The organism is Nocardia rhizosphaerihabitans (assembly GCF_014646295.1).
GTDB classification, from domain to species: domain Bacteria; phylum Actinomycetota; class Actinomycetes; order Mycobacteriales; family Mycobacteriaceae; genus Nocardia; species Nocardia rhizosphaerihabitans.
Map to the genome: position 1 here is coordinate 241,669 of NZ_BMNE01000002.1, position 26,250 is coordinate 267,918.

Annotated in this window: 23 protein-coding genes; 9 read left to right on the forward strand and 14 right to left on the reverse strand. The window is 69.9% G+C overall.

Annotated elements, in window-relative coordinates:
- Positions 1 to 20 precede the first annotated feature (20 nt).
- Positions 21 to 416, forward strand: coding sequence for a phage holin family protein (locus IEY60_RS07710; RefSeq protein WP_189025549.1), 396 nt, complete (start codon positions 21 to 23; stop codon positions 414 to 416).
- Between the two features lie 41 nt (positions 417 to 457).
- Here the strand turns inward: IEY60_RS07710 and IEY60_RS07715 are convergent, their stop codons facing one another.
- Positions 458 to 1,327: a 1,4-dihydroxy-2-naphthoate polyprenyltransferase gene (locus IEY60_RS07715; RefSeq protein WP_189025551.1), complete on the reverse strand. Its 870-nt coding sequence runs from the start codon at positions 1,325 to 1,327 to the stop codon at positions 458 to 460.
- Positions 1,328 to 1,407: 80 nt separating this feature from the next.
- Complete coding sequence (locus tag IEY60_RS07720) at positions 1,408 to 1,866, reverse strand: SRPBCC family protein (protein WP_189025553.1); 459 nt, start codon at positions 1,864 to 1,866, stop codon at positions 1,408 to 1,410.
- A gap of 110 nt (positions 1,867 to 1,976) precedes the next feature.
- Between IEY60_RS07720 and IEY60_RS36190 the strand changes: the two genes are divergently transcribed.
- Positions 1,977 to 5,774 (forward strand): AfsR/SARP family transcriptional regulator, encoded by a 3,798-nt coding sequence (locus IEY60_RS36190; protein ID WP_189025555.1) that lies wholly within the window; start codon positions 1,977 to 1,979, stop codon positions 5,772 to 5,774.
- A gap of 7 nt (positions 5,775 to 5,781) precedes the next feature.
- Here the strand turns inward: IEY60_RS36190 and IEY60_RS07730 are convergent, their stop codons facing one another.
- The 5 genes from IEY60_RS07730 to IEY60_RS07750 all read right to left on the reverse strand — a co-directional run bounded on the left by IEY60_RS07730 (position 5,782) and on the right by IEY60_RS07750 (position 10,371).
- Positions 5,782 to 6,606 (reverse strand): ABC transporter permease, encoded by an 825-nt coding sequence (locus tag IEY60_RS07730; RefSeq protein WP_189025557.1) that lies wholly within the window; start codon positions 6,604 to 6,606, stop codon positions 5,782 to 5,784.
- Positions 6,603 to 7,589, reverse strand: coding sequence for an ATP-binding cassette domain-containing protein (locus IEY60_RS07735; protein ID WP_189025566.1), 987 nt, complete (start codon positions 7,587 to 7,589; stop codon positions 6,603 to 6,605). The genes IEY60_RS07730 and IEY60_RS07735 overlap by 4 nt, the downstream gene beginning before the upstream one ends.
- A gap of 66 nt (positions 7,590 to 7,655) precedes the next feature.
- A complete protein-coding gene (gene menE, locus IEY60_RS07740; RefSeq protein WP_189027369.1) occupies positions 7,656 to 8,789 on the reverse strand; it encodes an o-succinylbenzoate--CoA ligase in 1,134 nt (377 codons plus the stop codon).
- A 279-nt stretch (positions 8,790 to 9,068) separates the two neighbouring features.
- Positions 9,069 to 9,461 carry a VOC family protein gene (locus IEY60_RS07745; protein ID WP_189025568.1) on the reverse strand — a complete coding sequence of 131 codons (393 nt, stop codon included), beginning with the start codon at positions 9,459 to 9,461 and terminating at the stop codon, positions 9,069 to 9,071.
- Between the two features lie 16 nt (positions 9,462 to 9,477).
- On the reverse strand, positions 9,478 to 10,371 hold the full coding sequence (locus IEY60_RS07750; RefSeq protein WP_189025570.1) for a 1,4-dihydroxy-2-naphthoyl-CoA synthase: 894 nt from the start codon (positions 10,369 to 10,371) through the stop codon (positions 9,478 to 9,480).
- Positions 10,372 to 10,512: 141 nt separating this feature from the next.
- Between IEY60_RS07750 and IEY60_RS07755 the strand changes: the two genes are divergently transcribed.
- The 3 genes from IEY60_RS07755 to menD all read left to right on the forward strand — a co-directional run bounded on the left by IEY60_RS07755 (position 10,513) and on the right by menD (position 13,512).
- The gene (locus IEY60_RS07755; protein ID WP_189025572.1) at positions 10,513 to 10,959 is read left to right on the forward strand and encodes a DUF6918 family protein; all 447 of its coding nucleotides are present in this window, start codon (positions 10,513 to 10,515) and stop codon (positions 10,957 to 10,959) included.
- Positions 10,960 to 11,343: 384 nt separating this feature from the next.
- Positions 11,344 to 11,622: a hypothetical protein gene (locus tag IEY60_RS07760; protein WP_189025574.1), complete on the forward strand. Its 279-nt coding sequence runs from the start codon at positions 11,344 to 11,346 to the stop codon at positions 11,620 to 11,622.
- A gap of 258 nt (positions 11,623 to 11,880) precedes the next feature.
- Positions 11,881 to 13,512 carry a 2-succinyl-5-enolpyruvyl-6-hydroxy-3-cyclohexene-1-carboxylic-acid synthase gene (gene menD / locus IEY60_RS07765; protein WP_189025576.1) on the forward strand — a complete coding sequence of 544 codons (1,632 nt, stop codon included), beginning with the start codon at positions 11,881 to 11,883 and terminating at the stop codon, positions 13,510 to 13,512.
- A 4-nt stretch (positions 13,513 to 13,516) separates the two neighbouring features.
- Here menD and IEY60_RS07770 read toward each other — a convergent pair whose 3' ends face one another.
- Positions 13,517 to 13,762, reverse strand: a complete 246-nt coding sequence (locus IEY60_RS07770) for an Rv3202a family protein (RefSeq protein WP_189025578.1) — start codon at positions 13,760 to 13,762, stop codon at positions 13,517 to 13,519.
- A gap of 158 nt (positions 13,763 to 13,920) precedes the next feature.
- Here IEY60_RS07770 and IEY60_RS07775 point away from each other — a divergent pair, with 158 nt between their 5' ends.
- Positions 13,921 to 14,520, forward strand: coding sequence for a TIGR03086 family metal-binding protein (locus IEY60_RS07775; protein ID WP_189025580.1), 600 nt, complete (start codon positions 13,921 to 13,923; stop codon positions 14,518 to 14,520).
- A 120-nt stretch (positions 14,521 to 14,640) separates the two neighbouring features.
- On the opposite strand, the gene IEY60_RS07780 is transcribed toward IEY60_RS07775, so the two are convergent.
- The gene (locus tag IEY60_RS07780; RefSeq protein WP_189025582.1) at positions 14,641 to 15,252 is read right to left on the reverse strand and encodes a TetR/AcrR family transcriptional regulator; all 612 of its coding nucleotides are present in this window, start codon (positions 15,250 to 15,252) and stop codon (positions 14,641 to 14,643) included.
- Between the two features lie 82 nt (positions 15,253 to 15,334).
- Between IEY60_RS07780 and IEY60_RS07785 the strand changes: the two genes are divergently transcribed.
- The gene (locus IEY60_RS07785) at positions 15,335 to 16,378 is read left to right on the forward strand and encodes an aldo/keto reductase (protein WP_189025584.1); all 1,044 of its coding nucleotides are present in this window, start codon (positions 15,335 to 15,337) and stop codon (positions 16,376 to 16,378) included.
- Between the two features lies 1 nt (position 16,379).
- Here IEY60_RS07785 and IEY60_RS07790 read toward each other — a convergent pair whose 3' ends face one another.
- From IEY60_RS07790 to IEY60_RS07805, 4 genes are all read right to left on the reverse strand, one after another.
- Positions 16,380 to 20,621 carry a bifunctional nitrate reductase/sulfite reductase flavoprotein subunit alpha gene (locus IEY60_RS07790; protein ID WP_189025586.1) on the reverse strand — a complete coding sequence of 1,414 codons (4,242 nt, stop codon included), beginning with the start codon at positions 20,619 to 20,621 and terminating at the stop codon, positions 16,380 to 16,382.
- A gap of 186 nt (positions 20,622 to 20,807) precedes the next feature.
- On the reverse strand, positions 20,808 to 21,521 hold the full coding sequence (locus IEY60_RS07795; RefSeq protein WP_189025588.1) for a demethylmenaquinone methyltransferase: 714 nt from the start codon (positions 21,519 to 21,521) through the stop codon (positions 20,808 to 20,810).
- Positions 21,522 to 21,554: 33 nt separating this feature from the next.
- Positions 21,555 to 22,697, reverse strand: a complete 1,143-nt coding sequence (locus IEY60_RS07800) for a glycosyltransferase family 4 protein (RefSeq protein ID WP_229739642.1) — start codon at positions 22,695 to 22,697, stop codon at positions 21,555 to 21,557.
- A gap of 72 nt (positions 22,698 to 22,769) precedes the next feature.
- Entirely contained in the window at positions 22,770 to 23,210 is a 441-nt protein-coding gene (locus IEY60_RS07805; protein ID WP_189025590.1) for a DUF3592 domain-containing protein, read from the reverse strand.
- Between the two features lie 40 nt (positions 23,211 to 23,250).
- Here IEY60_RS07805 and IEY60_RS07810 point away from each other — a divergent pair, with 40 nt between their 5' ends.
- The gene (locus tag IEY60_RS07810; protein WP_189025592.1) at positions 23,251 to 23,748 is read left to right on the forward strand and encodes a DUF2505 domain-containing protein; all 498 of its coding nucleotides are present in this window, start codon (positions 23,251 to 23,253) and stop codon (positions 23,746 to 23,748) included.
- Between the two features lie 50 nt (positions 23,749 to 23,798).
- Here the strand turns inward: IEY60_RS07810 and IEY60_RS07815 are convergent, their stop codons facing one another.
- The gene (locus IEY60_RS07815) at positions 23,799 to 25,064 is read right to left on the reverse strand and encodes a geranylgeranyl reductase family protein (protein WP_189025594.1); all 1,266 of its coding nucleotides are present in this window, start codon (positions 25,062 to 25,064) and stop codon (positions 23,799 to 23,801) included.
- Positions 25,065 to 25,209: 145 nt separating this feature from the next.
- Here IEY60_RS07815 and IEY60_RS07820 point away from each other — a divergent pair, with 145 nt between their 5' ends.
- Positions 25,210 to 26,232, forward strand: coding sequence for a polyprenyl synthetase family protein (locus tag IEY60_RS07820; RefSeq protein WP_308426086.1), 1,023 nt, complete (start codon positions 25,210 to 25,212; stop codon positions 26,230 to 26,232).
- Positions 26,233 to 26,250: the final 18 nt, after the last annotated feature.

The following is a 26,250-nucleotide window of genomic DNA, read 5'->3' on the forward strand; positions in this document are numbered from 1 at the left end:
TCGGGCCTAGCATTGCGTGTATGCAGCTAGCAATACGGTTGGTCATCAACGCCATTGCCATTTGGGCGGCGGCCGCGTGGATCGACAAAATCGATATCTACGTGCCGCCAGAGTGGTCGTCCGAGTGGGGGAACTGGGGCAAGGCCCTGGTCCTGCTCATCGTCGCCCTCGTGTTCACGGGCGTCAACGCCGTGATCAAGCCGATCGTGAAACTTCTGTCGCTGCCGTTCGTGATCCTCACGCTCGGTCTGTTCCTGTTGCTGGTGAACGCGGCGATGCTGTGGCTCACCGCCAAGATCACCGAGATCACCGACTACGGCCTGCGCGTCGACGGCTTCTGGGCCGCCCTGTGGGGTGGTGTGATCATCACGCTGGTCAACTGGGTGCTCGGCATCCTGGTGCCCGACGGCGACTAGCAGGCGGCTGCTTCGGGCTCCGCTGAATTGCCGGACGGCGACTAAGCGAGCCCGACGGCCAGCGCGCTCAGCGCCGACCAGGCCAGCAGCGCCAGCCCGGAATCACGCAGGGCGGGAATCAGTTCCAGCCCGCCCTTGCCCGTGCGCACGGGGGTGTTGGCCCGGATCGCCAGCGGCAACGCCAGCAGTCCGGCCAGCGCCAACGGCGTGCGGGCGATCAGCGCGAGGCTGATCACGAACGGCGCCGCGAGCAGCACAAGATGCAGGGTGCGGGTGCGTGCGTCGCCGAGTTTCACCGCGAGGGTGACCTTCCCGGCTTCGGTGTCGGTGGGGATGTCACGCAGGTTGTTGGCCACCAGCACCGCGCTGGAGAACGCGCCGACCCCGATCGCCAGCAGCAGCCCGACCCAGTCGACCCGCAGTGCCTGCACGTACTGGGTGCCGAGCACCGCGACCAGACCGAAGAACACGAACACCGCGATCTCACCGAAACCGCTGTAGCCGTAGGGCTTGCTGCCGCCGGTATAGAACCAGGCGCCCGCCAGGCACAGCGCGCCGATGAGCACCAGCCACCACGCCGTCGTCACGGCCAGCACTAGCCCGGCGACCGCGCCGATCGCCAGGCTCAGCACGGCGGCATTGCGGACGGCCGTGGGGGAGGCCAGCTTCGAGCCGACCAGCCGCAGCGGGCCGACCCGCACGTCGTCGGTGCCGCGGATGCCGTCGGAGTAGTCGTTGGCGTAGTTCACCCCGACGATCAGTGCCAGCGAAACCAGCAGCGCCAGTATCGCTTTCCACCAGACGGCCCCGCCGATCGATGCGGCGGCACCGGTACCCGCGAGTACCGGCGCGATCGCGTTGGGCAGCGTCCGCGGCCGGGCGCCCTCGATCCATTCCGCTGCTGTAGCCATGGGTCGAAGCCTAGTGGGGCACCGGCGCGCAGCGCACGGCCGGAGCGAATGCGGAGGTACGCCTGGCCTCGGCGGCTGTACTAGGCGGATTCGGCGATCGTCTTGAGGCGGGCCAGGCCCTTGTCGAAGTCCTTGCCGATCAGGTTGTCGATCGGGAACACCTTGCCGAGCACGCCCATCAGGCCCGAATGCGTTCCGGTCATCTTCCAGGTCACCTCGGTGCCGCCCGTGGTGGGGGTGAGGCCGAAGGTGACGAAGTTGGTGGCCTTGAACGGCTTCTCGAAGGCCAGCTCGATGCCGATCTCGCGCTCGGCGTCGGCCTTGATCTCCATCGCGCCCGCACCGGCCTTGCGGTTGCCGCGCCAGGTGTAGCGTGCGCCGACGCCGGATTCGGGCCCGGTGTAGGTGCGTGCGAGCTGCGGATCGGCATCCTCCCACGGCGACCACAGTCGCCACTGGCGGAAGTTGTCGATGAAGCCGTGGATGCGTGCGGGTTCGGCGGCAATGGTTGTGCGCCTGGTCACCTCGAAGTCGCCCATGCGCGTCAGCCTAAGCCGACGTACCGACAATTTCGCGGCGTGCGCCCGTGGTGTCGCGCCCCGCGGGAAACGGGAGCTCGTCGCCGTGCTCGCCTACGATGACTTCCGGCATGTCTGCACAGCATCTCGGCCCCGACGGGCCGCCTCCCACCGTCGCGGTGGCCGCCTCCCACCTGGTCGTGGGGGTGCTCGGCGTGATCGCGATCCGGCGTGACGGCGCCCTGGTCGCGCTTCCCGGCGCACGGGCCAGACTGCTGCTCGCCGCCCTCGCCGTGCGACCGGGCCGGGCCCGCAGCGCACAGTCGCTCGTCGACGAGGTCTGGGGTGATCAACCGCCCCGCGCTCCGATGAACGCCCTGCACACGCAGGTCTCCCGGCTGCGCGCCCTGCTGCCCGACGGTGCGCTGGAAATCGGCCCCGCCGGCTATCGGCTGACCCTGGCCGCCGGCAGTGTCGACCTGACCGCTGCCACCGCCCTGGCCCGCCGCGCCGAGGACCTCCTCACGACCGGGGAAACCACAGCGAGCCTCGCCGCAATCGCCACCGCCCGCGCGCTGTGGCGCGGCGAGTCAGGCGCCGACCTCCCCGATTCCGGCCCCGCCGAGGACCTGCGCGCCGCCGCCGACCAGCTACGCCGCGACCTGGACCGCACCGAACTCGCCGCCCACACCAGCCGAGGCGATCTGGCCGCAGCTGTTCCGCTGGCCCGTGCCGACGCAGCGGCCCATCCCCTGGACGAGCCCGCCCACACGACCCTCATCCGGCTGCTCGCTGCCGACGGCCGCACCAGCGACGCACTCGAGACCTTCGCCACCTACCGGCTGCGCCTGATCGAAGAACTGGGCGCCGACCCGGGCCCGACCTTGCTCGCCCTCAACACCGCCGTACTCCGGGGCGACCCGATCGAGCTCCCGGGCGCCCGGCCTTCCCCACATCGTTCGGTCGATTCGCGGTCCTCCGCAGGCCGTTCGGGCCAGGTGGGCACCTCCGCGGATCGTTCGGGCGAGTCGTGGGCGTCCGCAGATCGTTCCGTCGAGTCGAGGCCCTCCGCACACCATCCGGCCGATGGCCATCCCTCCACACCCGGCGTCGCGGATTCATCGACCGCCGATCGGGGTGTTCGCGGTGGCAACGGTCAGCAGTTGGAAGCTGCTGACGGTGTAGCTGCGCCTGAATCCACCTCGCGTCCTACCGCGGTCGGTGGCGGGATCGCGGAGCCCGCACGAGGACCACGGGCGAGTATCGCGGGCGGATCCGATAATCCGGCGCCGGAGGGCTGGCCGGATGTCGCGTCCGACGGCTGGCATACATCACCCGACCGGCCATCCGCAGCATCGGACAGACAGCAGCGCAGCCACCCGCTCACCGCTATAGGCCTCCGCGCCGCGCCCAACGAGTTGCTCGGCCGGGCCGCCGATCTCGACGCGATCGCCGAGCTGGTGCACCGTTCGCGGGTGACCACCGTGCTGGGCCCCGGTGGCACCGGCAAGACACGCGTCGCCAATGCGGTCGGCGCGCGGCTGGTTCGGTCGCTGCCGGTCGTCCTGGTCGAATTGGCATCCGTGCAGCCAGAATCGGCGGGCTCGGACACCGCGACCGACATCGAGGTCGCGATCGCGCATGTGCTGGGACTGGGCGAGGTGGTGCGTGAACCGAATGGCCTCTGGCCGGGCAGGCGATTCGATGCGGGCAGGCTGTTGCGCGAGGCACTCGCGGCCCGGCCCACCCTGTTGATACTGGACAACTGCGAGCACGTGATCGATGCGGCGGCCGAGCTCGTCGCCGATCTGGTCGGCGCCTGCGCACAGCTGACGGTGCTCACCACCAGCCGGTCACCGCTGGCGATCACCGCCGAGTCGGTCTATCCGCTGGCACCGTTGGCGATCGACGCGGCGGGTTCGCCCGCGACGGAGCTGTTCTCGGCCCGCGCCCGCGCGGTGCGCCCCGATGTGCGGCTCGACCCCGACACCGTGGCGCGGCTGTGCCGGACGCTGGACGGCCTGCCGCTGGCGATCGAGCTGGCCGCGGCACGGGTCCGCACGATGAGCGTAGCCGAGATCGAGACCAAGCTCGAGCATCGTTTCGCGTTGCTGCGCAGCGGTGATCGGGCCGCCCCGCACCGGCACCGCACGCTGCATGCGGTGATCGCGTGGAGCTGGAATCTGCTCGATCCCGATCAACAGGTGGTCCTGCGCAGGTTGAGTCGGTTCCCTGCCGGGTTCACCCTGTCCGCGGCGGAGGTCGTCGCGGCGGGAGCAGACGTAGTCGACGCGGCCGCGGCCGTCGACGGCCTCGTCGGACAGTCGTTGCTCACGGTGCTCGACGACCCCGACGGCGCAGGCATCCGCTATCGCATGCTCGAGACGGTCCGCGAGTTCGGCGCCGAACAGCTGGCCGCCGTCGACGCCGTAACCGACGGCGCCGAAACGGCGCTGGTCGACGACCGGATGGCCTGCTGGGCGCGGAAATTCGCGATCGGCGCCGCCCGGGACTATCGCGAGGGCGACCAGGTCGCGGTGGTGATCGCCCTGACCGCCGAGCTGGACAACCTGGTCGCCGTGCTGCGCGCGGCCACCGATCGCGCCGACGCGCCCACCGCGTATTCGGTGTTCCCGGTGGTCGCGGTGCTGTGGGTGATGCGCGGTTCGCATCTGGAATTCACCGGGTGGGCACTGCGGCTGGTGGCCGTCCCGCCGCCTGCGCCGTCGTCGGGTGACGCCGCCGACCTACAGATGATCGCGCACCTGCTGACCTGTCTGCACATGCTGTTCCTCAACGGCGCCGAGACCCGTCCGGTGGCTACGGTCCGGTTGCGGGCGCGGCGGCTGAGCGCGCACCCCGATCTCGATCCGGGTCTGCGTCTGCTCGGCCGGTTGATCACCGTGCGGCCCAACGGCTTCCGATTGGGCAGGCTGTTCGCCGAAGGCGCGCGCTCACCCGATCCGCATGTGCGGATCGCGGCCTGGTCGGCGCGCGCCAGCTTCTGGGAGAATGCGGGCAATGTGGCGGGCTCGGCAAGCGACGCGCTGCACGCACTGGCAGATCTGAAATCGGCGGATGTGTGGGGCACGGCCATGGTGTGCCAGCATCTCGCCCAGCTGCGCGGTCAGTCCGCCCGCTACGGCGAGGCGGTGGGTTACTACCAGCGGGCGCTGGAGCTGATGGGCCGCTTGAGGGTCCACGAAGAGATCATAGAGAGCCGCTGCTTCCTGGCTTCGGCGCTGATCGGCAGCGGCAGGCGGGAGCAGGCTCGCGCGGAACTCGACTTCGCACTGCGCCAAGATGATTCCGGGGTCAAGCTGGTCGACGACCCCGCGATCCGCCGCAACCACCGGCTCTCGGCCGCCGCCATGGCGGTCGCCGAACTCGAACTCGCCGACGGCGACATCGACGCAGGCTTACAGCACTACCGCCGGGCCCTGGCCCTGCTCGGCTGGCCGGCATTCGAGCTCACTCCCGGTCCAGGCGCGCTGATGACCTCGGCGGCCACGGTCAGCGCGCACGTGCTGCACGGCCGAGCCGACGCGGTCACCGATCTGGTGACCCAGATCATCGTGACCACCGAGGAGCGGCTGTCGCTGTACTTCGACCTGCCGCAGATCGGTGCGGTGGCGTGCGCGCTCGGGTCCTATCTGCTGGCCACCGGAACCGCCAGGAACGAGGGCCTCGAACTGCTCACCCTGGCACGGGCTTCGGTGGCCAGGCAGGACGGACCATCGATGGAACTGGCCCGTCATCTCGCGCTGCACCGGGGAACGGTGGGCGATGAGGTGATGGACCTGGCTGTGCGGCGGGCGGCGGGCGTGCGCCGGATGGCCGCGGCCACCCGGATCATCGAGCTGATCTCCGGCCTGCGCCGCGACGACAACGGCACCCGACCCCTGACGGATCGGATGCCGTTGCGGTAGCACGGGTTCAGGCCCGGCGCATATAGGCCCGCACGGTGAGCGGTGCGAAGACCGCGATCACCATGAGCGAGCCGACCAGCGACCACACGAGGTCACTGCTGTAGACGTTGGCGTTCATCAGGTCTCGGCAGGTGTTGACCATGTAGTACACCGGATTGGCGTGGTTGATCGCCTGCATCCAGCCCGGCATGGTGCTCACCGGGGCGAACGCGCCGGACATGAACGTCAGCGGGAACATCACCATCATCGAGATGCCCTGCACCGACGCGGCGCTCTTACCGGTGACACCGACCAAGGCCCACACCCAGCTGATGGCGAACGAGCAGACCACGACCACCAGGCAGGCTACGGCCACACCGGCGAAGCCGCCGCCGGGCCGGTAGCCCAGGCACAAGCCGACGATGATCGTCAGCGTGGAGGCGATGCCGTAGCGGACCATGTCGGCCAGCAGCGCACCGGCCAGGGCCGAAACCCGGGCGATGGGCAGGGATTTGAAGCGGTCGAACACGCCCTTGTCCATGTCCTCGCGCAGCTGGGTGCCGGTGACCACCGAGGTGAGCACGACGGTCTGCACGAGGATGCCGGGGATGAGCACGGGCAGGTAGCTGTCGACGCTGCCCGAGATCGCGCCGCCGAAGATGTAGGTGAACAGCGCGGTGAACAGGATCGGCTGCACCGTCACGTCGAAGAGCTGCTCGGGATTGTGCTTGATCTTGAGCAGGCCGCGGTAGGCCATGGTGAACGAGGTGGAGATCGTCTCGCGCAGCCCCACCCGATCGCTGACCTGGGCGATATCGGCGATGGGCGCGGGAGCGGTGAGGACAGCGGTCATGCCGCGCTCCGTTCGGTGTCGTCGGATTCGTCGGCCGGATGGCCGGTGATGGTGAGGAAGACCTCGTCGAGGGTCGGCTTGGAGACGGTGATCTCCTCGACGCCGATCTCCCAGTCGCGCAGGCGGATCAGCAGGTCGGCGGTGAGGTTCGGCTCGGGCAGCGGCGCGGTGAGCCTGCCCGCCTCCGGGCTGATCTGGGCGGCGACGCCGAGGAAGTCGCCGACGATGCGGCGGGCCTCGTCGAGCTGCTCGCGGTCGAGCAGCGTCAGGTGCACCGAGGAGCCGCCGATGGAGGCCTTGAGCTCGTCGGCGGTGCCGTCGGCGATCACCCGGCCGTGGTCGATCACGGCGATCCGGTCGGCCAGCTGATCGGCCTCGTCGAGGTACTGGGTGGTGAGCAGCACGGTCGCGCCCTCGGTGACCAGCCTGCGGATGGTGTCCCACATCTGGGCGCGGGTGCGCGGATCGAGGCCGGTGGTCGGTTCGTCGAGGAATAGCAGCGGCGGGGTGGAGATGAGGCTGGCCGCGAGGTCGAGGCGCCTGCGCATGCCGCCGGAGAAGTTCTCGAGCGGCTTGTTCGCCGCCTCGGTCAGGTCGAACTCGTCGAGCAGCTCGACGGCGCGACGACGGGCGTCGGGCCTGCTCAGGCCGAGCAGACGGGCGAAGATGATCAGGTTCTCGGTGGCGGAGAGCTCCTCGTCGACCGAGGCGTACTGGCCGGTGACGCCGATCAACGAGCGCACCGCAGTGGGCCGCTCGACGACGTCGTGGTCGAAGATCCGCGCACTACCGCCGTCGGGACGCAGCAGGGTCGCCAGCATCTTGATGGTCGTCGTCTTGCCGGCGCCGTTCGGTCCGAGCACCCCGTAGACCGAGCCGCGCGGCACCGCCAGGCTCACCCCGTCCACGGCGCGCTGCTTGCCGAACACCTTGACCAGACCGTCCGCCTCGACGGCGAGCGCTGAAGTGGGTGTGTAAGTCATGGGACCTACGGTGCCCGGCCCGCCTTGCACGGCCCTTGCGTCGCGATGGCGTGAGCCACGCAAGCGTCAGTGGGTGGTGTTGGCCAGCAGGTGTTCGCGCAGGGCGGCGCGGTCGGGCTTGCCCGGTCCACGCAGCGGGATCTCGGTCAGCACGGCCAGCTCACGCGGGGCCGCGATCGAATCGAGCTCGGCGACGACGTGGGCGCGGATCTCGTCCAGCGTCGGCGCGGCACCGGGCGCGGGCACGATCGCGACCGCGACCCGCTGACCCAGCCGCTCGTCGGGCAGGCCGAGCACGATGCACTCCCTGATCCCGGGGTGATTGGCCAGCACGGCCTCCACCACCTGCGGAATCACCAGCAGCCCGCCGGTCATGATCGCCTCGTCGAGGCGGCCGGTGATCGAGAGCACGCCGTCCTCGTAGGTGCCCGCGTCCTCGGTGCGGAACCAGCCGGGTTCGGCGAAGGCCGGGTGGTCGGGCAGGTTGCGGTAGCCGCGGGCGATCATCGCGCCGCCGAGCAGCACGCGTCCGTCCTCGATGCGCACCTCGGTGCCGTCGAGCGGCACGCCCTCGTAGACGCACCCGCCGCAGGTCTCGCTCATCCCGTAGGTCCGGACGACGGTGATGCCCGCGTCGAGCGCACGTTCGTAGACGGGCAACGGCGTCGCCGCCCCGCCGACCAGCACGCCGTCCAGCTCGGCCAGCGCCTTGGCCGCCACCGGCGAATCCAGCGACTTGATCAGCTGCGTCGGCACCAGCGCGGTGTAGCGGCGCGGCCCGCGCATCGCGGCGACGGCACCGGCCAGCGCCTCGGGCAGGAACCCGCCCGACACGTCGAGCACGGTCGGCTCGGTGCCGGCCAGGATGCTGCGCAGCAGTACCTGGATGCCCGCGATGTGGTGGGTCGGCAGCGCCAGCAGCCAGCTGCCGGGCCCGCCGAGCCGGTCGTGGGTGGCATTGCCGCTCGCCCGCAGGGCCTCTGCGCCCAGCAGCGCGCCCTTGGGGATGCCGGTGGTGCCGGAGGTGGTCACCACCAGGGCGACATCGTCGTCGATCGGATCGCCCGGCTTCAGCGCGTCGGAGAGCCTGCGCGCCTCGCGGCGATCGGTGGTCGGAATCGGCAGCCAGGCCGGGCCGTTGCCGTCGAGCGCCTGACGCAGATGGGGAAGCACTTCGCCGACACCGGAACCGGTCGGCATCTGCAGCGTCCGCAGGGTTCTGCTCACGCCACCACCTCCCGAAACAGCTTGTTGCGCTCCCTCACGGCTTCGATCGTGTCATGCGACCGACAAGACCCGGCCAACGGGTCGGTTTGCCGGAAAACGGTTCGCCAAAAGGCAGGCATAGCGACTGCGATTCAGTAGATGGACGACAACTCGCACTGCGGTCCGGACGGCGGCGGTCGGGCGCTTGCTCGCAGCTATCGTGCGCGGCCGGACCCGGATCGGCAACTCGGGTCCGCCGCGACAACAACTCGTTCATTCCGCCGACCAGCGCGGATCCCGCCGGATCGGATGTTCGGCAGGAACCTGTACCAGGACGATCGCCACACCGTCCGGGTCGCGCACCCACATCTCCCACAGGCCCCATGATTCGAGCACCGGCGCGCGCTCGATCGCAATTCCCTTCAGCGCCAACTCCGCCGCCGCGTCGGCCACATCGCGGACCTGCAGCCAGATCGCGCCGTCGAAGCGGCCCGGCTCCCCGCTGCCGCCGTGCCCGGCGACCTCGAGCAGCCCCTGCCCGGCGTAGAACACCGTGCCGCCCGGATACTCCCGCGCGATAGCCAGCCCGAGGCCGTCCCGGTAGAACGCCAGCGTGGTGGCATAGTCGCTGGGCCGCACGATGATCCGGCTGTTGAGAATTTCCATGGACCTGCCCGTCTACTCAGAAGTACCAGGGGTAGGGCGCCCAGTCGGGCTTGCGCTTCTCCAGGAACGCGTCGCGGCCCTCGACCGCTTCGTCGGTCATGTACGCCATCCTGGTCGCCTCGCCCGCGAAGAGCTGCTGGCCGACCAGGCCGTCGTCGAGCAGGTTGAACGCATACTTCAGCATCCGTTGGGCCTGCGGCGATTTGCCGTTGATGTCGGCGGTCCACTCCAGCGCGACGTTCTCCAGCTCGTCGTGGTCGACGACCTTGTTCACCGCGCCCATCTGGTGCATCTCCTCGGCCGTGTACGGCCTGCCCAGGAAGAAGATCTCGCGGGCGAACTTCTGCCCGACCATCTTCGCCAGATACGCGCTGCCGTAACCACCGTCGAACGAGCCGACATCGGCGTCGGTCTGCTTGAACCGCGCGTGCTCGCGCGAGGCCAGCGTCAGATCGCACACGACGTGCAGGCTGTGCCCGCCGCCCGCGGCCCAGCCGTTGACCAGCGCGATGACGACCTTGGGCATGAAGCGGATCAGCCGCTGTACTTCGAGGATGTGCAGCCTGCCCGCGCGCGCGGTGTCGACGGTGTCGGCGGTCTCGCCGTCGGCGTACTGGTAGCCGTTGCGGCCGCGAATGCGCTGGTCACCGCCGGAGCAGAACGCCCAGCCGCCGTCCTTCGGACTCGGCCCGTTGCCGGTGAGCAGCACCGCGCCGACATCCGATGACATCCGCGCGTGATCGAGCGCGCGGTAGAGCTCGTCGACGGTGTGCGGGCGGAACGCGTTGCGGACCTCGGGCCGGTCGAACGCCACCCGCACCGTGCCCTGCTCGATATGTCGGTGGTAGGTGATGTCGGTCAGGTCCTCGAACCCGGGGACGGGCCGCCACAGCTTCGGATCGAAAGTCACGACCCTGATTATTGCCCTACCGTCCGGCGGGCCGGTACGAGGTCGTAACACCGCAGCTCGAGCGGTCGCCGCGTGTTTCGCCGACCCGATGCGTATAGTTGCGGCTGCTCGTTCAACGAACCGATCCGGAGGAACCTGAAAGTGGTTGCAGCGCTGTCTGAATCCCTGCTCGACGACACCAAGCGTTCGGCTTTCCTTGCCGACGCCGTCGAGGTTCTCGACGCCGAGGTCTCGGACAAAGGTGGTGCGTCCGGCCTGGCGGTGAAGGGTGGCTACGCGGCGGTCAAGAAGATCAGCCCGACCATCGTTCCCGACGCGCTGGCGTCGCTGGCGCCGAAGCTGCTCGATCAGCTCCAGCCGTACTGGGCCGAATTCACCGCCTCGGGTGCCGGCACCTTCGCCGACCTGCTGACCGCGAAGTCCGACGAGGTCGCCGAGTCGCTGCTGGCCGTGACCGACGCCCGCGCCGAGTCGTCGAGCCGTCCCGCCCTGCAGAAGGTGTACTCCTCGATGCGTGGTTCGGCCAAGAAGCACGTCGTCGAGGCCCTGCCGCGCGTGGGCGACCTGGTGCAGAAGCACGCGGGCTGAGTCCCATGGTGGGGTAGCCCCCGCAAGTATCGTCGGCGAGAGGCCGGTGCGGTTCGTTCGAACCGCACCGGCCTTTTGCGTGCCGGAGTGACCACACTCACGTCACGGGCTGCCGCGCGGGCGCGGCCACGCAGATTCCCGGTCGCGGGTAAATTCCGCGCTGCGAGGTGTGAGCCATCGCACCCCATACGTGAACGGCAGGGAAAGTGCGGGTTGCCGTCAATTCCTCGCCGGAAGCGAACGCAGCGAACGATTGGCTATCGCCGCACCGGATCGATTACCTTGCCAATCGAGCGGATTTCGGAAAGAGATATTCCCGAAATAGTCCTTCCGCTCGGTACGGACGTTAAAGACTGCATTGCGCAGGTCGAAAGGAAGTCGATCATGATCTCTCGCAAGACTCTCGCCGCCGCCGGTGTCACCGCTGCCGCCGCTGTCATGTTCTTCGGCCCGGCCGTCGCCAGCGCCGACACGGGTTCGGCCACCGGTTCTGCCGAGCTCGCCGAGCTGTCCACCGGCTCGGCCGGCGTGCTCAGCGGTTCGGCCGCCGGCTCCAGCGTGCTCGAGTCGGGCAGCGGCGCGATCGACAGCGGCACCTCCGCGATCGTCAACATCATCGAGGCGATCACCGGTATCCAGGAACTCACCGCGCCTGCCGCGTGACCTGATCGAGCACACCGACCTGCTCCTTCGAGATGGTCTCGAGATCTGGCGACGGGCCCGAAACCCGTCGCCAGATTTCTTTTCGTTTGTATTCCTTTTGCACTCTTGTGAATACCGGGAATTGTTGATCTAGCTATCGGGTAGAACCCGCCTGTGACGGCTCCGGCGGCGTCGACGACAGCGCGCAACTCGGCGCGGTGACGCAGACAACGCGGGCCGGGGGCAGACGGGTGTGCCCCCGTCTGACACTCTGGGATTGTGAATCCGTCAACTGCGCAGGCACGAGTGGTCGTCGACGAGCTCGTGCGCGGCGGCGTCCGCGAGGTGGTGCTGTGCCCCGGATCGCGTAATGCCCCACTGGCCTTCGCGCTGCAGGCGGCGGACGCGGCGGGGCAGCTACGGCTGCACATGCGCATCGACGAGCGCACCGCGGGCTTCCTCGCGGTCGGGCTCGCGGTGTCGTCCGGGCGCCCTGTCCCGGTCGTGATGACCTCGGGCACCGCCGTGGCCAACCTCGGGCCCGCGGTGCTGGAAGCCAACTACGCGCGGGTGCCGTTGATCGTCGTCAGCGCGAACCGGCCCTACGAGATGCTCGGCACCGGCGCCAATCAGACGGTCGAGCAGCTCGGGCTGTTCGGCAGCCAGGTCCGCGCCACCATCAGCCTCGGGCTCGCCGAAGCCGAGGCGGGCGAGTCGGCGTATCCACGCCAGAACAGCGTGTGGCGCTCCTCGGTGTGCCGGGTGCTCGCCGCGGCGCGCGGAACCCGTTCCGGCAACGCCGGTCCGGTGCAGTTCGACATCCCGCTACGCGAGCCGCTGGTTCCCGAGCTGTCCGACGATCCGCTGCCCGCGGGCCGCGACGACGAACGGCCGTGGACCTCAACCCAGTACGCCACCCTCGACGTGCCGCTCGACATCGACCTCACGCCCGATACCGTGGTTATCTCCGGGCACGGCGCGCGGTTGCTGCCCGAACTCGCCGAGCTGCCGACGGTGGCCGAGCCGACGGCGCCGATGCACGGTCCCGCCCTGCATCCGCTCGCACTGTCGCTGCTCAAGCCGACGCAGGCGATCATCACCGGCCGCCCGACCCTGCACCGTCAGGTCTCGAAGGTGCTCGCCGATCCGAATGTCATCGTCTTCGCGCTGACCACCGGCCCGCGCTGGCCCGATGTCTCCGGCAATGTCGTCGGCACCGGCACCCGCGCGGTGACCACCGGCGCCCCGCGCCCGGAGTGGCTGGCCCGCTGTACCGAGCTGAACCGGCAGGCGCAGTCGGTGGTGCGGGACGAACTGTCGGCGCACCCGAAGGCGACCGGCCTGCATGTGGCCGCCGTCGTCATGGACGCGCTGCGCGAGGGCGATCAGCTGCTGCTCGGCGCCTCGAACCCGGTCCGCGACGCGGCGCTGGTCTCGCATCCGCGGCCCGGCGTGCGGGTGCTGTCCAACCGCGGTGTCGCCGGGATCGACGGCACCGTCTCCGGCGCGGTCGGCGCCGCGCTGGCCCACCCCGGCCGCACCGTCGCCCTGATGGGCGACCTGACCTTCCTGCACGACGCGTCGGGCCTGCTGATCGGGCGCGGGGAACCGCGCCCGGACAACCTCACGATCGTCGTCGCCAACGACGACGGCGGCGGTATCTTCGAACTGCTCGAACAGGGCGACCCGCAGTACGCCGGCGTCTTCGAGCGGGTCTTCGGCACACCGCACGGCATGGATCTGGCCGCGCTGTGCGCCGCCTACCGGATCCCGCACCGCCAGGTCGACCCCGACGAGCTGGCTGTCGAGCTGGTCGGCGACGCGCACGGACTGCGCGTGCTCGAGGTCGCGACCGAGCGCTCCAGCCTGCGCGAACTGCACGCGACCGTCCGGGCGAAGATCGCGGGCTGAGCGCCTACTGCTCCTCGTCCTCGACGAACTCGTCGTCGAACGGGACGGGGATGGTCTGCTCGATCACGTCGGCGGGGTTCGCGGTGAAGGCATCGCGGTCGACATTGGCCGCCATCTGATCGGAGTAGTCGGCGGCATCGGAGAAGGCGGGGTCGTCGGGGTCGTCGGCGGTGAAGGCCGTCTGTTCCTGTTCGATCCGATCGGCCTCGGGGACCTCGTCCAGCGGTCGGGCGGCTTCGTAGTCGATCATCGGTGCTCCTCGGTCGTCGCCTCGCACGTATGTCGCTGATCGTTGCGTCATCCAGCGTGCGCCGATTCGGCCCGCTCGGCAACCCGCGCGCCGATGAGATCACAGCGCTCGGTCCGTCTGTATCGGTATAGGCAGTCCGTCCTCGCCCAGGAGCGCACATGGAACCGCAGTTCGACTTCGCCCCCGCCGCCCACACGCTCGCCACCGTCGTCGCCGGAATCGCCGACGATCAGCTCGCCGCGCCGACGCCGTGCGTGGACACCGCCGTGGGGACGCTGCTCTCGCACGTCGTCGGGCTGACCGAGGCGTTTCGGCAGGCCGCGACCAAGGAGTCCGACGGCCGGTCCGCGCCGCCCAGCCTCGACGACCCGCTGCCCGCCGACTGGCGCACCCTGATCCCCGCGCGGCTCGACGCGCTGACCGCCGCCTGGCGGGTGCCCGAGGCCTGGGACGGTGACGCCGAGGCCGGTGGCGTCGTGCTGCCCGCCGCGGTCATGGCGATGGTTGCTCTCGACGAGGTCACCATCCACGCCTGGGATCTGGCGGTCGCCACCGGGCAGTCCGTGACGATCGATCCGGGCTATCTGCCGATCCTGCACGAATTCCTGCGCGACACCGACCCGTCCGGCACGCCCGGTCTGTTCGGCCCGGTGGTCGCCGTTCCCGACGACGCGCCCGCCTTCGAGCGCGTGCTGGGCCTCACCGGTCGCGACCCCGGCTGGCGGCCGACTGTGAACGCAGCGGACCGCCGGGTTTGACACGGCCGCAACCCGTTAGCCGTTCGACCTGGGGCATGGGCGGCAGGGGCTTCCTGACCGCGGCCGAATTCACCGGGCCCGCACCGCATCCGGTGGGCGAATTCGTCTCGAAGTAGGCGCTCAGCGGACGAAGGTGCCGCCGATCGCGGCGAGGGTGGCTGCCCTGGCCGACTGGTCGGCGGCGGCTTCGTCGATGGGGTCGCCGCTGGCGAGCAGCCGGTAGTACAGCGGGGCGGAGACCGCGGACAGGACCGCTCGCGCGTCGGTGCCCGGCGGCGCTTCGCCGCGCGCGACAGCGGCATCGACGCAGGGCGCCCACTCGGTGAGCCGGGTGTCGTAGAAGGTGTGCAGCGCCGCGGCGGTGACCTCGTCGCAGGTGGCCGCGGCGATGACGGCACGGAACAGATTGCCCTGCCGTTGGTCGGCGAGGGTCTTGGCCACCAGCCGGGCATTGGCCGTGAGGTCGTCGAGCAGGGTGCCGGTTTCGGTGCGCGGCAGCGACTGCTCGGCCATGTCGACGAGCAGGTCGGCGACCAGCCCCGCCGGGGTGCGCCAGCGGCGATAGACCGTGGTCTTGCCGACCCCGGCCGTCGCGGCGACCTCGGCCAGATCGAGGTGGGCGAAGCCGCGGTCAGCGAGCAGATCACCGGCGACCTGCAGGACGGACTCACGGACCCGGGCAGTGCGCCCACCTGGGCGAACAGACCCCGGCCAGGCGACATCGTGATTCATAACGGAACTCCTGTTTCATTTAGTGCGGATCGGGTGTACTGTCCGAAGTGTTAACGGAACTATAGACCCTTTAGGAGTTCTCATGGAGTACCGGCGGCTCGGCGCATCGGGTCTGCTCGTTCCCGCGCTCGGTTTCGGCGCGGGCACCTTCGGCGGACGTGGCGCCCTGTTCAGTGCCTGGGGCGATACCGATGCGGCGCAGGCCAGGCGCCTGGTCGACATCAGCCTGGAGGCCGGTGTCACCCTGTTCGACACGGCCGACGTCTATTCCGACGGCGCCTCGGAGGAGGTGCTCGGCGCGGCGATCAAGGGCAGACGCGAGCAGGTGCTGTTGTCGACCAAATCCGCCCTGCCGACAGGCCCTGGCCCGCACGAGGCCGGTGCAAGCCGGGCCAGGCTGATCCGAGCGGTCGACGCCTCCCTGCGTCGCCTCGGCACCGACTACCTCGACCTGTTCCAGCTACACGCCTTCGACGCGGGCACCCCGCTGGCGGAAACCCTCACGGCCCTGGACGATCTCGTCCGCGCGGGCAAGATCCGCTACCTCGGCGTCTCCAACTTCGCCGGCTGGGAACTGATGAAGGCGCTGGCCACCGCGGAGGAACTCGGCCTGGAAAAGCCTGTCGCGCACCAGGTCTACTACTCGCTCGTCGGCCGCGACTACGAATGGGAACTGATGCCGCTCGGCGCGGATCAGGGTGTCGGCGCGGTCGTCTGGAGCCCGCTGGGCTGGGGCAGGCTCACCGGCAAAGTTCGTCGCGGCCAGCCGATTCCGGCGGGCAGCAGGCTGCACGAGACCGCGCAGGCAGGCCCGCCCGTCGACGACGAACACCTCTACGACATCGTCGACGTCCTCGATCGCATCGCCGCCGACACCGGCCGCAGCGTCCCGCAGATCGCTCTCAACTGGCTGCTCACCCGGCCGACCGTCGCCACCGTCCTGATCGGCGCCCGCAACGAGGAACAGCTGCGCCAGAACCTGGGCGCCGTCGGCTGGCAGCTCGATCCGGAACACGTGGCCGCCCTCGACGCGGCGAGCGCGACCACACCCCCGTACCCGTACTACCCGTACCACCGGCTGCCGGACTTCACCCGGCTGAACCCGCCTGCCGTGCGGGCGGCGTGAGTCAGTACACGTCGCGCACGTAGCGCTTTTCGGCGACGAGCTGTTTCTTGAACGCCAGGGCGCCTGCTTCGTCCAGCTTGCCGTGGATCTGGGCGATGCGCAGCAGGGTGTCGTCGACGTCCTTGGCCATGCGGGCCGCGTCGCCGCAGACGTAGAAGTGGCCGCCGTCGCGCAGCCACGACCACAGCTCGGCGCCGTGCTCGATCATCCGGTGCTGCACGTAGATCCGCTCGCGCTGGTCGCGGGAGAAGGCCAGGTCGAGGCGGGTGAGGAAGCCGGAGCGGAACATGTCCTCGAGTTCGGAGCGGTAGTAGAAGTTCTGGGCGGCGTGCTGGTCGCCGAAGAACAGCCAGTTGCGTCCGGTCGCGCCGATGGCCCGGCGCTCGTGCAGGAAACCACGGAAAGGAGCGATACCGGTGCCCGGACCCACCATGATCATCGGGGCGTTCGGGTCCAGGGGCGGGCGGAAATGTGGTGCCCGCTGCAGGAAGATCGGGACCTCGGCGCCGGCCCGGTCGGCGAGGAAGGTCGAGCACACGCCGCCGCGCCGGGCGGAATCGCCCACGGGATCGCCGTAGCGGACGACACCCACGGTCAGCTGCACTTCGTCGGGGGTGGTCAGCGGGCTCGACGAGATCGAATACTGGCGTGGTTGCAGCTTTTTCAGGGCGCCGAGCCAGTCGACCAGGTCGGTGCGGACCGGGAAGTCACGCAGCACGTCGACGGCCTGGCGGTCCCACAGGTAGTTGGCGAGCTCGTTGCGGTTGTCGCGGCGCAGCAGCTTGGCCAGCTGCGGATGCGGGTTGCGTTCGGCGATGAAGCCGAGCAGATCCTGGCTCACCTTGGTGATGTCGTAGTGCGTGCGCAGTGCCTCGGTGAGGGTGAGCTCGCGGTCGTCCAGCTCGATCACCCGGCGTCCGTCCAGGCCGGTGGCGGCGAGCCATTCCTCGATCAGCTCGGTGCCGTTGGCGGGCAGCACACCCAGCGAATCGCCGACCTCGTAGCTGGCATCCAGGTCGTGCAGGTCGAAACCGAAGCGGCGCACCTCTTTCGACGAGCCGGGAGCGCTGAGGATTTCATTGCGCATCAGGGTCGCGCGGACCGGCGACTGACGGGTGAAAGGCGCCGGGGCGGCGCGCTGGACGCGGCTCGGCGCGGCGGTGAGCGGACGGTCGAGCACGATCGCTCCACCGCGACCCGAGGGCATGGCCAGCGAGGGGCCGGAACTCTGGTGCGGCGCAATACCGTTCGGAATCGGGGGCGCGCCACCTCCCGTCGAGTCCGACGGTCCGGCATCGTCCGCGGTCGAGCCGCCGAGTGCGGCGAGGACGTCGTCGAGCCACTGCTCGGCGGCGTCGGCGAAGTCGGGTTCGCTGTCGACTCGCGGCACCAGCGGCTTGGCGCCACGCTCGGCGAAGAGGCGGTCGAGTTTGCGGCCGTGCCCGCAGAAGTCGTCGTAGGAGGAGTCGCCGAGGGCGAAGACCGCGTAGCGGACGCCGTTGAGGCGCACGATGCTGTCTTCGAGCCTGGTCCAGAAGTCGGCGCCGTTGTCGGGCGGGCCGCCGTCGCCGAAGGTGCTGGTGACGATGAGGATGTCGCCGGTGAGCGCCGACAGCTCACAGGAGTCCATGTCGAGCAGCGACGGCAGGAAGCCTGCCGCGGACAGCCGTGCGGCGACGGTGGCCGCGAGTTCCTCGGCATTGCCGGTCTGGGAGGCCCACAGCACCGTCACCGGGGCGGCGGCCGGGGCATCGGCGCCTGCGATCTCGGTCGCGGCGCCGGCGGTGCGCGAGTACATGCCGGCCAGCAGCCCGTCGACCCACAGCCGTGACTGCGCCGACAGCGGCGCGCTCGCGGGCAGCACCGGCTGCCCGGTCACCGGCAGCGATTGCAGTGCGGCGAGATAGCCGCCGAGGTAGATGCGCTCGGTCTCGCTGAGTGTCGGCGAGGCGCCCGCGTCGAGGCCCAGAATCCCGGCCAGGGGGTGGGTGGCGGGTTGCGCCGGCTGCTGGACCGGTTGCGCCGGTGCCTGCTCGGGTGCGGCGGCGGGGCCGACCCGGCGCAGTGCCACCGCGCACGCCTTGAACTCGGGCTGCAGCGAGGCGGGATCCACCGCGTCGTTGGTGACCGCGTTGATCGTCAGGTATTCGCCCTGTTCGTCGTTCCAGTGGAAAGGAGCAAAGCAATCACCGGGTCGCACGCGATCGCTGATCTGCACCGGCAGCACGGCACGGCCACGGCGCGAGGCGATTTCGAGCTGGTCGCCGGGCTTCAGGTCGAGGCGCCGCGCGTCCTCGGGGTGCACCTCGACGAACGGCGCGCCGTTGAGCTTGGTCAGCTTGGCGACCTTGCCGGTCTTGGTCATCGTGTGCCACTGATGCTGCAGGCGGCCGGTGTTGAGCAGGAACGGGTAGTCGTCGTCGGGCAGTTCGGCGGCGGGCAGGTGCGGGCGGGCGAAGAACACCGCGCGCCTGCTCGGGGTGGCGAACGCGAGGCGCGGGGTGGTGCCGTCGGCCTCGACGTGCAGCGGCTGATGGGTGCCGTCGTTGACGTAGCGGATCGGGTTGCGCGGGGAGTCGCTGTCGCGGCACGGCCACTGCATCGGGCCCTCGCGCAGCCGCTCGTAGCTCATGCCGCTCAGGTCGTAGCCGGTCGCCGGGTTGGTGAACTGCTGCAGTTCGGCGAACACCTCGGCGCTCGAGGCGAAGTCGAAACCAGGGAAGCCCATGGCCGTGGCGACCTGCGCGATCAGCAACCAGTCCGGCCGCGCGTCGCCGATCGGATCGACCGACTGCTGCAGCAGGGTGACAGTGCGCTCCGAATTCACCATCACCGCATCGGCTTCGGCCCACAGCGTGGCGGGCAGCAGCAGATCGGCGTAGGCATTGGTGGCGGTCTCGGTGTAGGCGTCCTGCACCACGACCAGCTCGGCCGCCTCCAGCCCGGCGATCACCGTCTTGCGATTGGCCACGGTGGCAACGGGATTGGTGCAGATGATCCAGGCGGCCTTGATCTCGCCGTCGGCGAGGCCGCGGAACATGTCGATGGTGCCGGGGCCTGCCTCGGTCCGCAGGGTGCCCGCGGGCAGGTCCCACGCGCTTTCGACGAAGGTCCGGTCGGCGGGGGAGAGGAGGCTGCGCTGGCCGGGCAGGCCGGGTCCCATGTAGCCCATCTCGCGGCCGCCCATGGCGTTGGGCTGGCCGGTCAGCGAGAACGGGCCGCTGCCGGGGCGGCAGATCGCGCCGGTCGCCAGGTGCAGGTTCACCAGGGCGTTGGTGTTCCAGGTGCCGTGGGTGGACTGGTTGAGTCCCATCGTCCACAGCGACATCCACTCGCCCGCCTCGGCGATCATCATCGCCGCGGTGCGGATGTCGGCCTCGGCAAGGCCGGTGATTTCGGCGACCCTGGCAGGCGGGTAGTCGGCGAGGAACTCGGGCATCGCCTCCCAGCCCTCGGTGTGCTCGGCGATGAAGGCGGTGTCGATCGCGCCGTCGGCGACAAGCAGGTGCAGCAGGCCGTTGAGCAGCGCGAGGTCGGTGCCGGGCGCGATCTGCAGGAACAGGTCGGCGCGGGCCGCGGTCTCGGTGCGGCGCGGGTCGACGACGATCAGCTTGGCGCCCGCCTTGAGCCGGTCGGCCATCCGCAGGTAGAGGATCGGGTGGCAGTCGGCCATGTTCGCGCCGGAGACGAAGAACAGGTCGGCGTGCTCGAAGTCGTCGTAGGAGCCGGGCGGGCCGTCGGCGCCGAGCGACTGTTTGTAGCCGGTGCCCGCGCTGGCCATGCACAGCCGCGAATTGGCTTCGATGTGCTTGGTCCGCAGGTAGCCCTTGGCCAGCTTGGTCGCCAGGTACTGAGCTTCGAGCGACATCTGCCCGGAGACGTAGAGGGCGATCGCGTCGGGTCCGTGCTCGTCGAGTATCGCTCGCAGCCGGGTGGCGGTCTCGTGGACGGCCTCGTCGACCGGCAGCGGGACGGGGACCTGACCGCGCTCGGGGCGGTGGTAGGCGGACTCCATCCGGCCGGGGGCCGCCATCATCTCGGCGTGCGTGGCGCCCTTGGTGCACAGCCTGCCCGCGTTCGCCGGATGCAGCTTGTCGCCGCTGACCTTCGCGATCAACCGCGCGCCCGACTGATCAGTCTTGGTCTGGACGCTGATGCCGCAGCCGACGCCGCAGTACGAGCACTGTGTACGCACAGCGCCCGTCTCGCGGATGTCAGCTTCCCCTGTCATGGCTTCGATCATCCGCACCTGTCGTTGCGCTCGATTTACCGAACGTTATGTCCAGGTGACAATCGACCTCACATGTCAAAATTTTCACTGTGAGGTCGAGCCCGGAATATCGGCCCTGATCAGGGTATGTTCCGACAGGGGAGCGCCCGCCGCGCGCTGTCCCGGAGTGACCGGATTCACCCCGGGATCGAGGGGGTTTCAGCCCAGTTTGTAGCCGCGATGCAGCGCCACCACACCACCGGTGAGGTCACGCCACTGCACCGAGTCCCAGCCCGCGTCCGCGATGCGCCGGGCGAGCCTGCGCTGATTCGGCCACGCGCGGATCGACTCGGCGAGGTAGACGTAGGCGTCGGGGTTGGAGCTGACCGCCCGCGCCACCCGCGGCAGCGCCTTCATCAGGTACTCCATGTAGACGGTGCGGAACGGCCCGAACACCGGGGTGGAGAACTCGCAGACCACCACGCGCCCGCCCGGCTTGGTCACCCGCAGCATCTCGCGCAGCGCCAGATCGATGTCGGCGACATTGCGCAGGCCGAAGGAGATGGTCACCGCGTCGAAGGAATTGTCGGCGAACGGCAGGGCCATCGCATCGCCTGCCACCATCGGCACCTGCCGGAACCGGCCGGCGGCGAGCATTCCCTGGGAGAAGTCGGTGGCCACGCACCAGGCGCCCGACTTGCCGAGCTCCACGGTCGAGACCCCGGTGCCCGCCGCCAGGTCGAGCACCCGCTCACCCGGTCGCAGCCCGAGCGCGCGCCGCGTCGCCCACCGCCAGTACCGATCCTGGCCACCGGAGATGACCGTGTTGGTGAGGTCGTAGCGCTTCGCCACACCGTCGAACATCGACGCGACCTCGTGGGGTTGCTTGTCCAGCGAAGCCCGAATCGGTTCCCGCTGCTCTGTTGTCGCCACGAATCGAGCTTATCCGTCTCCGGCCGCGGCCCTCTATGCCGAGCGCGGCAATCGGTCGCGCGTGCCGGTGACGTCGGCGTAGTGCGTCATCAGCTCGGTGCAGATGGCAGGCCAGGTGCGGTGCAGCACCGACTTGCGGGCCGCCGTCGCGAACCGGGCGCGCTGGCTCGGATCGCGCAGGGCCGACACCGCGCTCGGCAGCAGTTCGGCGAACCGGTCGACCGGCAGCAGATAGCCGTTGCGGCAGTGCGCGATCAGATCGCGCGGTCCGCCCGCGTCGGGACCGATCACCGGCACACCGGAGGACAGCGCCTCCTGCACACCCTGGCAGAACGTCTCGTGCTCGCCCGGGTGCACCATCACGTCCAGGCTCGCGTAGTGCGTGGCCAGCTCGCTGCCGCCGAGTTCACCGGTGAACACCGCGTCGGGCATCAGCCGGCCCAGCCGTGCCCGCTCCGGCCCGTCGCCCACCACGACCAGCTGGATCGAAGGATCACCGGCCAGCGCGGCGAGTCGTTCGACGTGCTTCTCCGGCGCGAGTCTGCCGACGAAACCGACGACGAGCCGGTCCTGCGAGCCCAGCCAGCTCGCCCGCAGTTCGGCGCTGCGCGCGGCCGGATTGAACCGGTCGATGTCGACGCCGCGGCCCCAGCGGTGCACCCGGGGAATGCCGTGGTCGGCCAGGTCCTGCGCGGCCGCCGAGGACGGCGCCAGCGTGCGCGTCGCGCCTTCGTGGATCCGGCGCGTCCACGCCCAGGCCGCCCGCGCGGCCAGCCCGAGGCCGTAGCTCTTGGCGAAGCCGGCCACATCGGTCTGATACACCGCGATCGAGGGCAGATCGAGCCGGGTCGCGGCCGCCAGCCCACCGGCGCCGAGCAGGAACGGCGAGGCCAGATGCACCACGTCCGGATCGAAGGCGGCGATCGCGGCGGTGATCCCCGGCTGCGGCAGGCCGACCGGCAGCGAACTGACCTTCGGCACCATCATCGCGGGCACCCGGTGCACCGGGAAACGGCCGTGGAAACGGGGGGCGGGCGGCACGCCGCGCAGAGTGTCGGGCGCCACGATCATCGCGTCGTGCCCGTGCTGGTCCAGGTGGTCCAACACCCGCAACACGGAGTTGACGACGCCGTTCATGTTCGGCAGGAAAGACTCCGAGACGATGGCTACGCGCACCCTCTCAGGGTGACCGCCACACCGCGCGGCACACCCACACCGACGTGAAGCCGGGACGAACAGCAGGAGAAGTTACGCCTCGCGCTGCTTGCGCCGCACCAGCCACAGCGCGGGCAACGCCAGCGCCCAGACCACCACGATCACCGACGCCGCCGGGATGATCGCCACCCGCGCATCGCGCCCGGCGACCCGGACCAGGTCGGGGTCGCGCGTGCTGTACTCCACGTTGATCCGCTGACCGGCGGTCAGATTCGTCGGATACAGGATGCCGACCTTCGGATTGTGGGTCACGCTGTCGGGCGTCACGTACATCACCGCCGAACGCAACCGGCCCGCCGAGAGCACCTCGCCCGCGGTGACGCCACGATGATTCTCGATCTCGTAATCGTTGCGCCAGGCGGCGAGAACCAGCAGCACCATCAGCACGCTGATCACCGTCGCGGCACCGAGCACCCCGGTTCTCACCCGTCGCAGGCGCTTGGTCCGCCTCTCCGACTGGCTGGTTTCCGACACGCCGCCACCCTAGCTGTCTCCTGCGCTAGCGTGTGCGCCCATGTCCCGAAAATTCAGCTTCACCGTGCCCTACACCGTCCCGGTCGAAGAGCTTCACCGGGCACTCGTCGACGATGCGGTCTGGCAGGAGCGCTTCGCCGCCGCCGACACCGCGACCGTCGAACTGTCCCATCCCGACGGGCCTGGTTCGATTCGCCTGCACATGACGGAAACCCCCGGTCGGGACAAGGTCCCCGGCCTGGTGCGCAAGGTCCTCAAGAGCGATCTCGTGCTCTCGCGCACCGACAACTGGCAGCCGCTGCGAGGTGAGGTCGCCAAGGGCGACTTCACCGGCCGCACCGGCGGCATCACCACCGAGATGTCGGGCACCTACGAACTGCGCCCCACCGCCGAGGGCAGCGAGATCGAAGTGGTCGGCACGGTCACCGTCAAGGTGCCGCTGGTCGGCGGCGCCATCGAGCCGCTCGCCGAGCAACTGCACCAGCGCGTCCTCAACAGCGAACGCAAGTTCCTCGAGGGCTGGTTCGCCAAGAACTGACACCCGCGACGGTGCCGTCGAACCGGCGGCACCGCGCCTGACGGGGGAGCTCAGCTGAAAGGTGGCAGGTCGTCGGCTCGCAGCGAGGCACGTCCCGCTGCTCGCCAGGCGCGGGCGGTGATGTCGAGGTCCTCGTCGGTCACCAGATTGCCCATCACCCGAACGGCCGTGCGCTGCAGGTACTTCGAGCGCATCACCGGCGGCCCGCCGAGCGGGACCATCTTCGGGTGGGTGGCCAGGCCCGCGAGCCTGCGCGCCACCGAGAACGTGCGGCCGTACCGGTCACGCAGCAGCTGCGGCCAGACCCGGCTCAGATCGGGCTCGTCCAGCAGCCCGGCGAGCATGTGCCCGCCTTCCAGGCCGTAGTCGATGCCCTCACCGTTGAGCGGGTTCACACAGCCCGCCGCGTCGCCGACGAGGACCCAGTTCGGCCCGGCCACTCCCGACACCGCGCCACCCATCGGCAGCAGTGCCGACGCGACGGCACGCAGCTCGCCCTCGAGCTGCCATTCCTCGCGGCGCAGCCGGGTGTAGTGCTCGATCAGCGGCTTGAGCGCGATGTGCGACGGCCGCTGTTCGGTCGCCAGCGAACCGACGCCGATGTTCACCTCGCCGTTGCCGAGCGGGAAGATCCAGCCGTAGCCGGGCACCAGCTCGTCGGCGGCGTTGCGCAGTTCCAGGTGCGAGGAGATCCACTGGTCGTCGCTGCGTCCCGACTTGATGTACGCGCGCGCCGCGGTCCCGTAGGCGAAGCGCCGATGCCAGGTGCGGCCCAACTGTTTTCCGATGGGGGAGCGCACGCCGTCGGCCACGACGAGCACCCGGCAGCGCACCGAGTGGGTGGCATCGCCGACGCGCACCGTCACGCCGGTGACCCGCTCGCCTTCGCGCAGCACCTCGGTGACCTTCGCGCCGTCGAGCATCCTGGCACCGGACTTGATCGCGGTCTCGCGCAGCTTGTCGTCGAGTTCGGTTCGGGGAACAGCGCTTCCGTACGTCGGGAACGACCCGCCCGGCCACGGCAGCAACGCCTCCCGGCCGAAACCGGCCATCCGCAGGCCGTGGTTCACCGTGTGCGCGCGCAGCCACTCGCCGAGGCCGAGGTGCTCGAGCTCGGCGGTCGCGCGCGGCGTCAGCCCGTCGCCACAGGTCTTGTCCCGCGGGAACACAGCGGAATCGAGCAGCAGCACATCGCGTCCGGCGCGCGCCGCCCAGGCAGCCGACGCCGAACCGGCGGGCCCGGCACCGACGACCAGCACCTCGACGGCGGCAGGCAGGACAGCGCGGTCGGCGGGGGTGAGATCCGGTGAACCCATGGCTCAATACTGGCACCTCGGGGCGCTGTGCGAGAGTGTCGGGTACACCGGGAATAGTCACTGTGTGACGGTGTTCATCGGCGTGGGCGCCGGAACACGCTAGGTTGCTACCCGTCGGGGTCGGACGCATCGCTGGGAGAAGATAATGAGCACATCGGCTGTGAGCGACGAGAGCACCGTGGTTGCCGGGGTAGATCTCGTCGATCCCGAACTCGCCGCCACCGTGCGCGACGGCCTGGCCGCGGTCGAGAAACTGCTCGTCGACGAACTCTCCGACGGCGAGGAATTCCTCCAGGAAGCCGCACTGCACCTGGCCCGCGCCGGCGGCAAGCGGTTCCGTCCGCTGTTCACCGTGCTGACCGGTCAGCTCGGCCCCAATCCCACCGACCCGGCGCTGGTCACCGCTGGCACCGTCGTGGAGCTGGTGCACCTGGCCACGCTGTACCACGACGACGTGATGGACGAGGCCACGCAGCGCCGTGGCGCGGTCAGCGTCAACGCGCGCTGGGGCAACAACATCGCGATCCTGGCGGGTGACTACCTGTTCGCGCACGCCTCCCGGCTCACCTCGACGCTCGGTCCCGACGCGGTCCGCATCATCGCCGAGACCTTCGCCGAACTGGTCACCGGCCAGATGCGGGAAACCATGGGCGCCAAGCAGTCCCAGGATCCGGTCGAGCACTACCTGCGCGTGGTCTGGGAGAAGACCGGTTCGCTCATCGCCGCCGCAGGCCGTTTCGGCGGCACCTTCTCCGGCGCCGGCCCCGAGCACGTCGAGCGGCTGGCCCGCCTCGGTGACGCCGTCGGCACCGCCTTCCAGATCTCCGACGACATCATCGACATCTCGTCCTCGGCCGAACAGTCCGGCAAGACCCCCGGCACCGACCTGCGCGAGGGCGTGCACACCCTGCCCGTCCTCTACGCCCTGCGCGAGTCCGGCGCCGACGGCGACCGCCTGCGCACCCTGCTGGCGCACCCCCTGGAAACCGACGCCGAGGTCGACGAGGCACTCGAGCTGCTGCGCCGCTCGCCCGGCATGGCCCTGGCCAAGGAGAAGCTCGGGGAGTACGCCGACCTCGCCGACGCCGAACTGGCCGCGCTCCCCGCGGGCCCGGCCAACGAGGCGCTGAGCCGGCTGGTCTGCTACACCATCGAACGCGTCGGCTGACCAGGAACTATCCCGGAG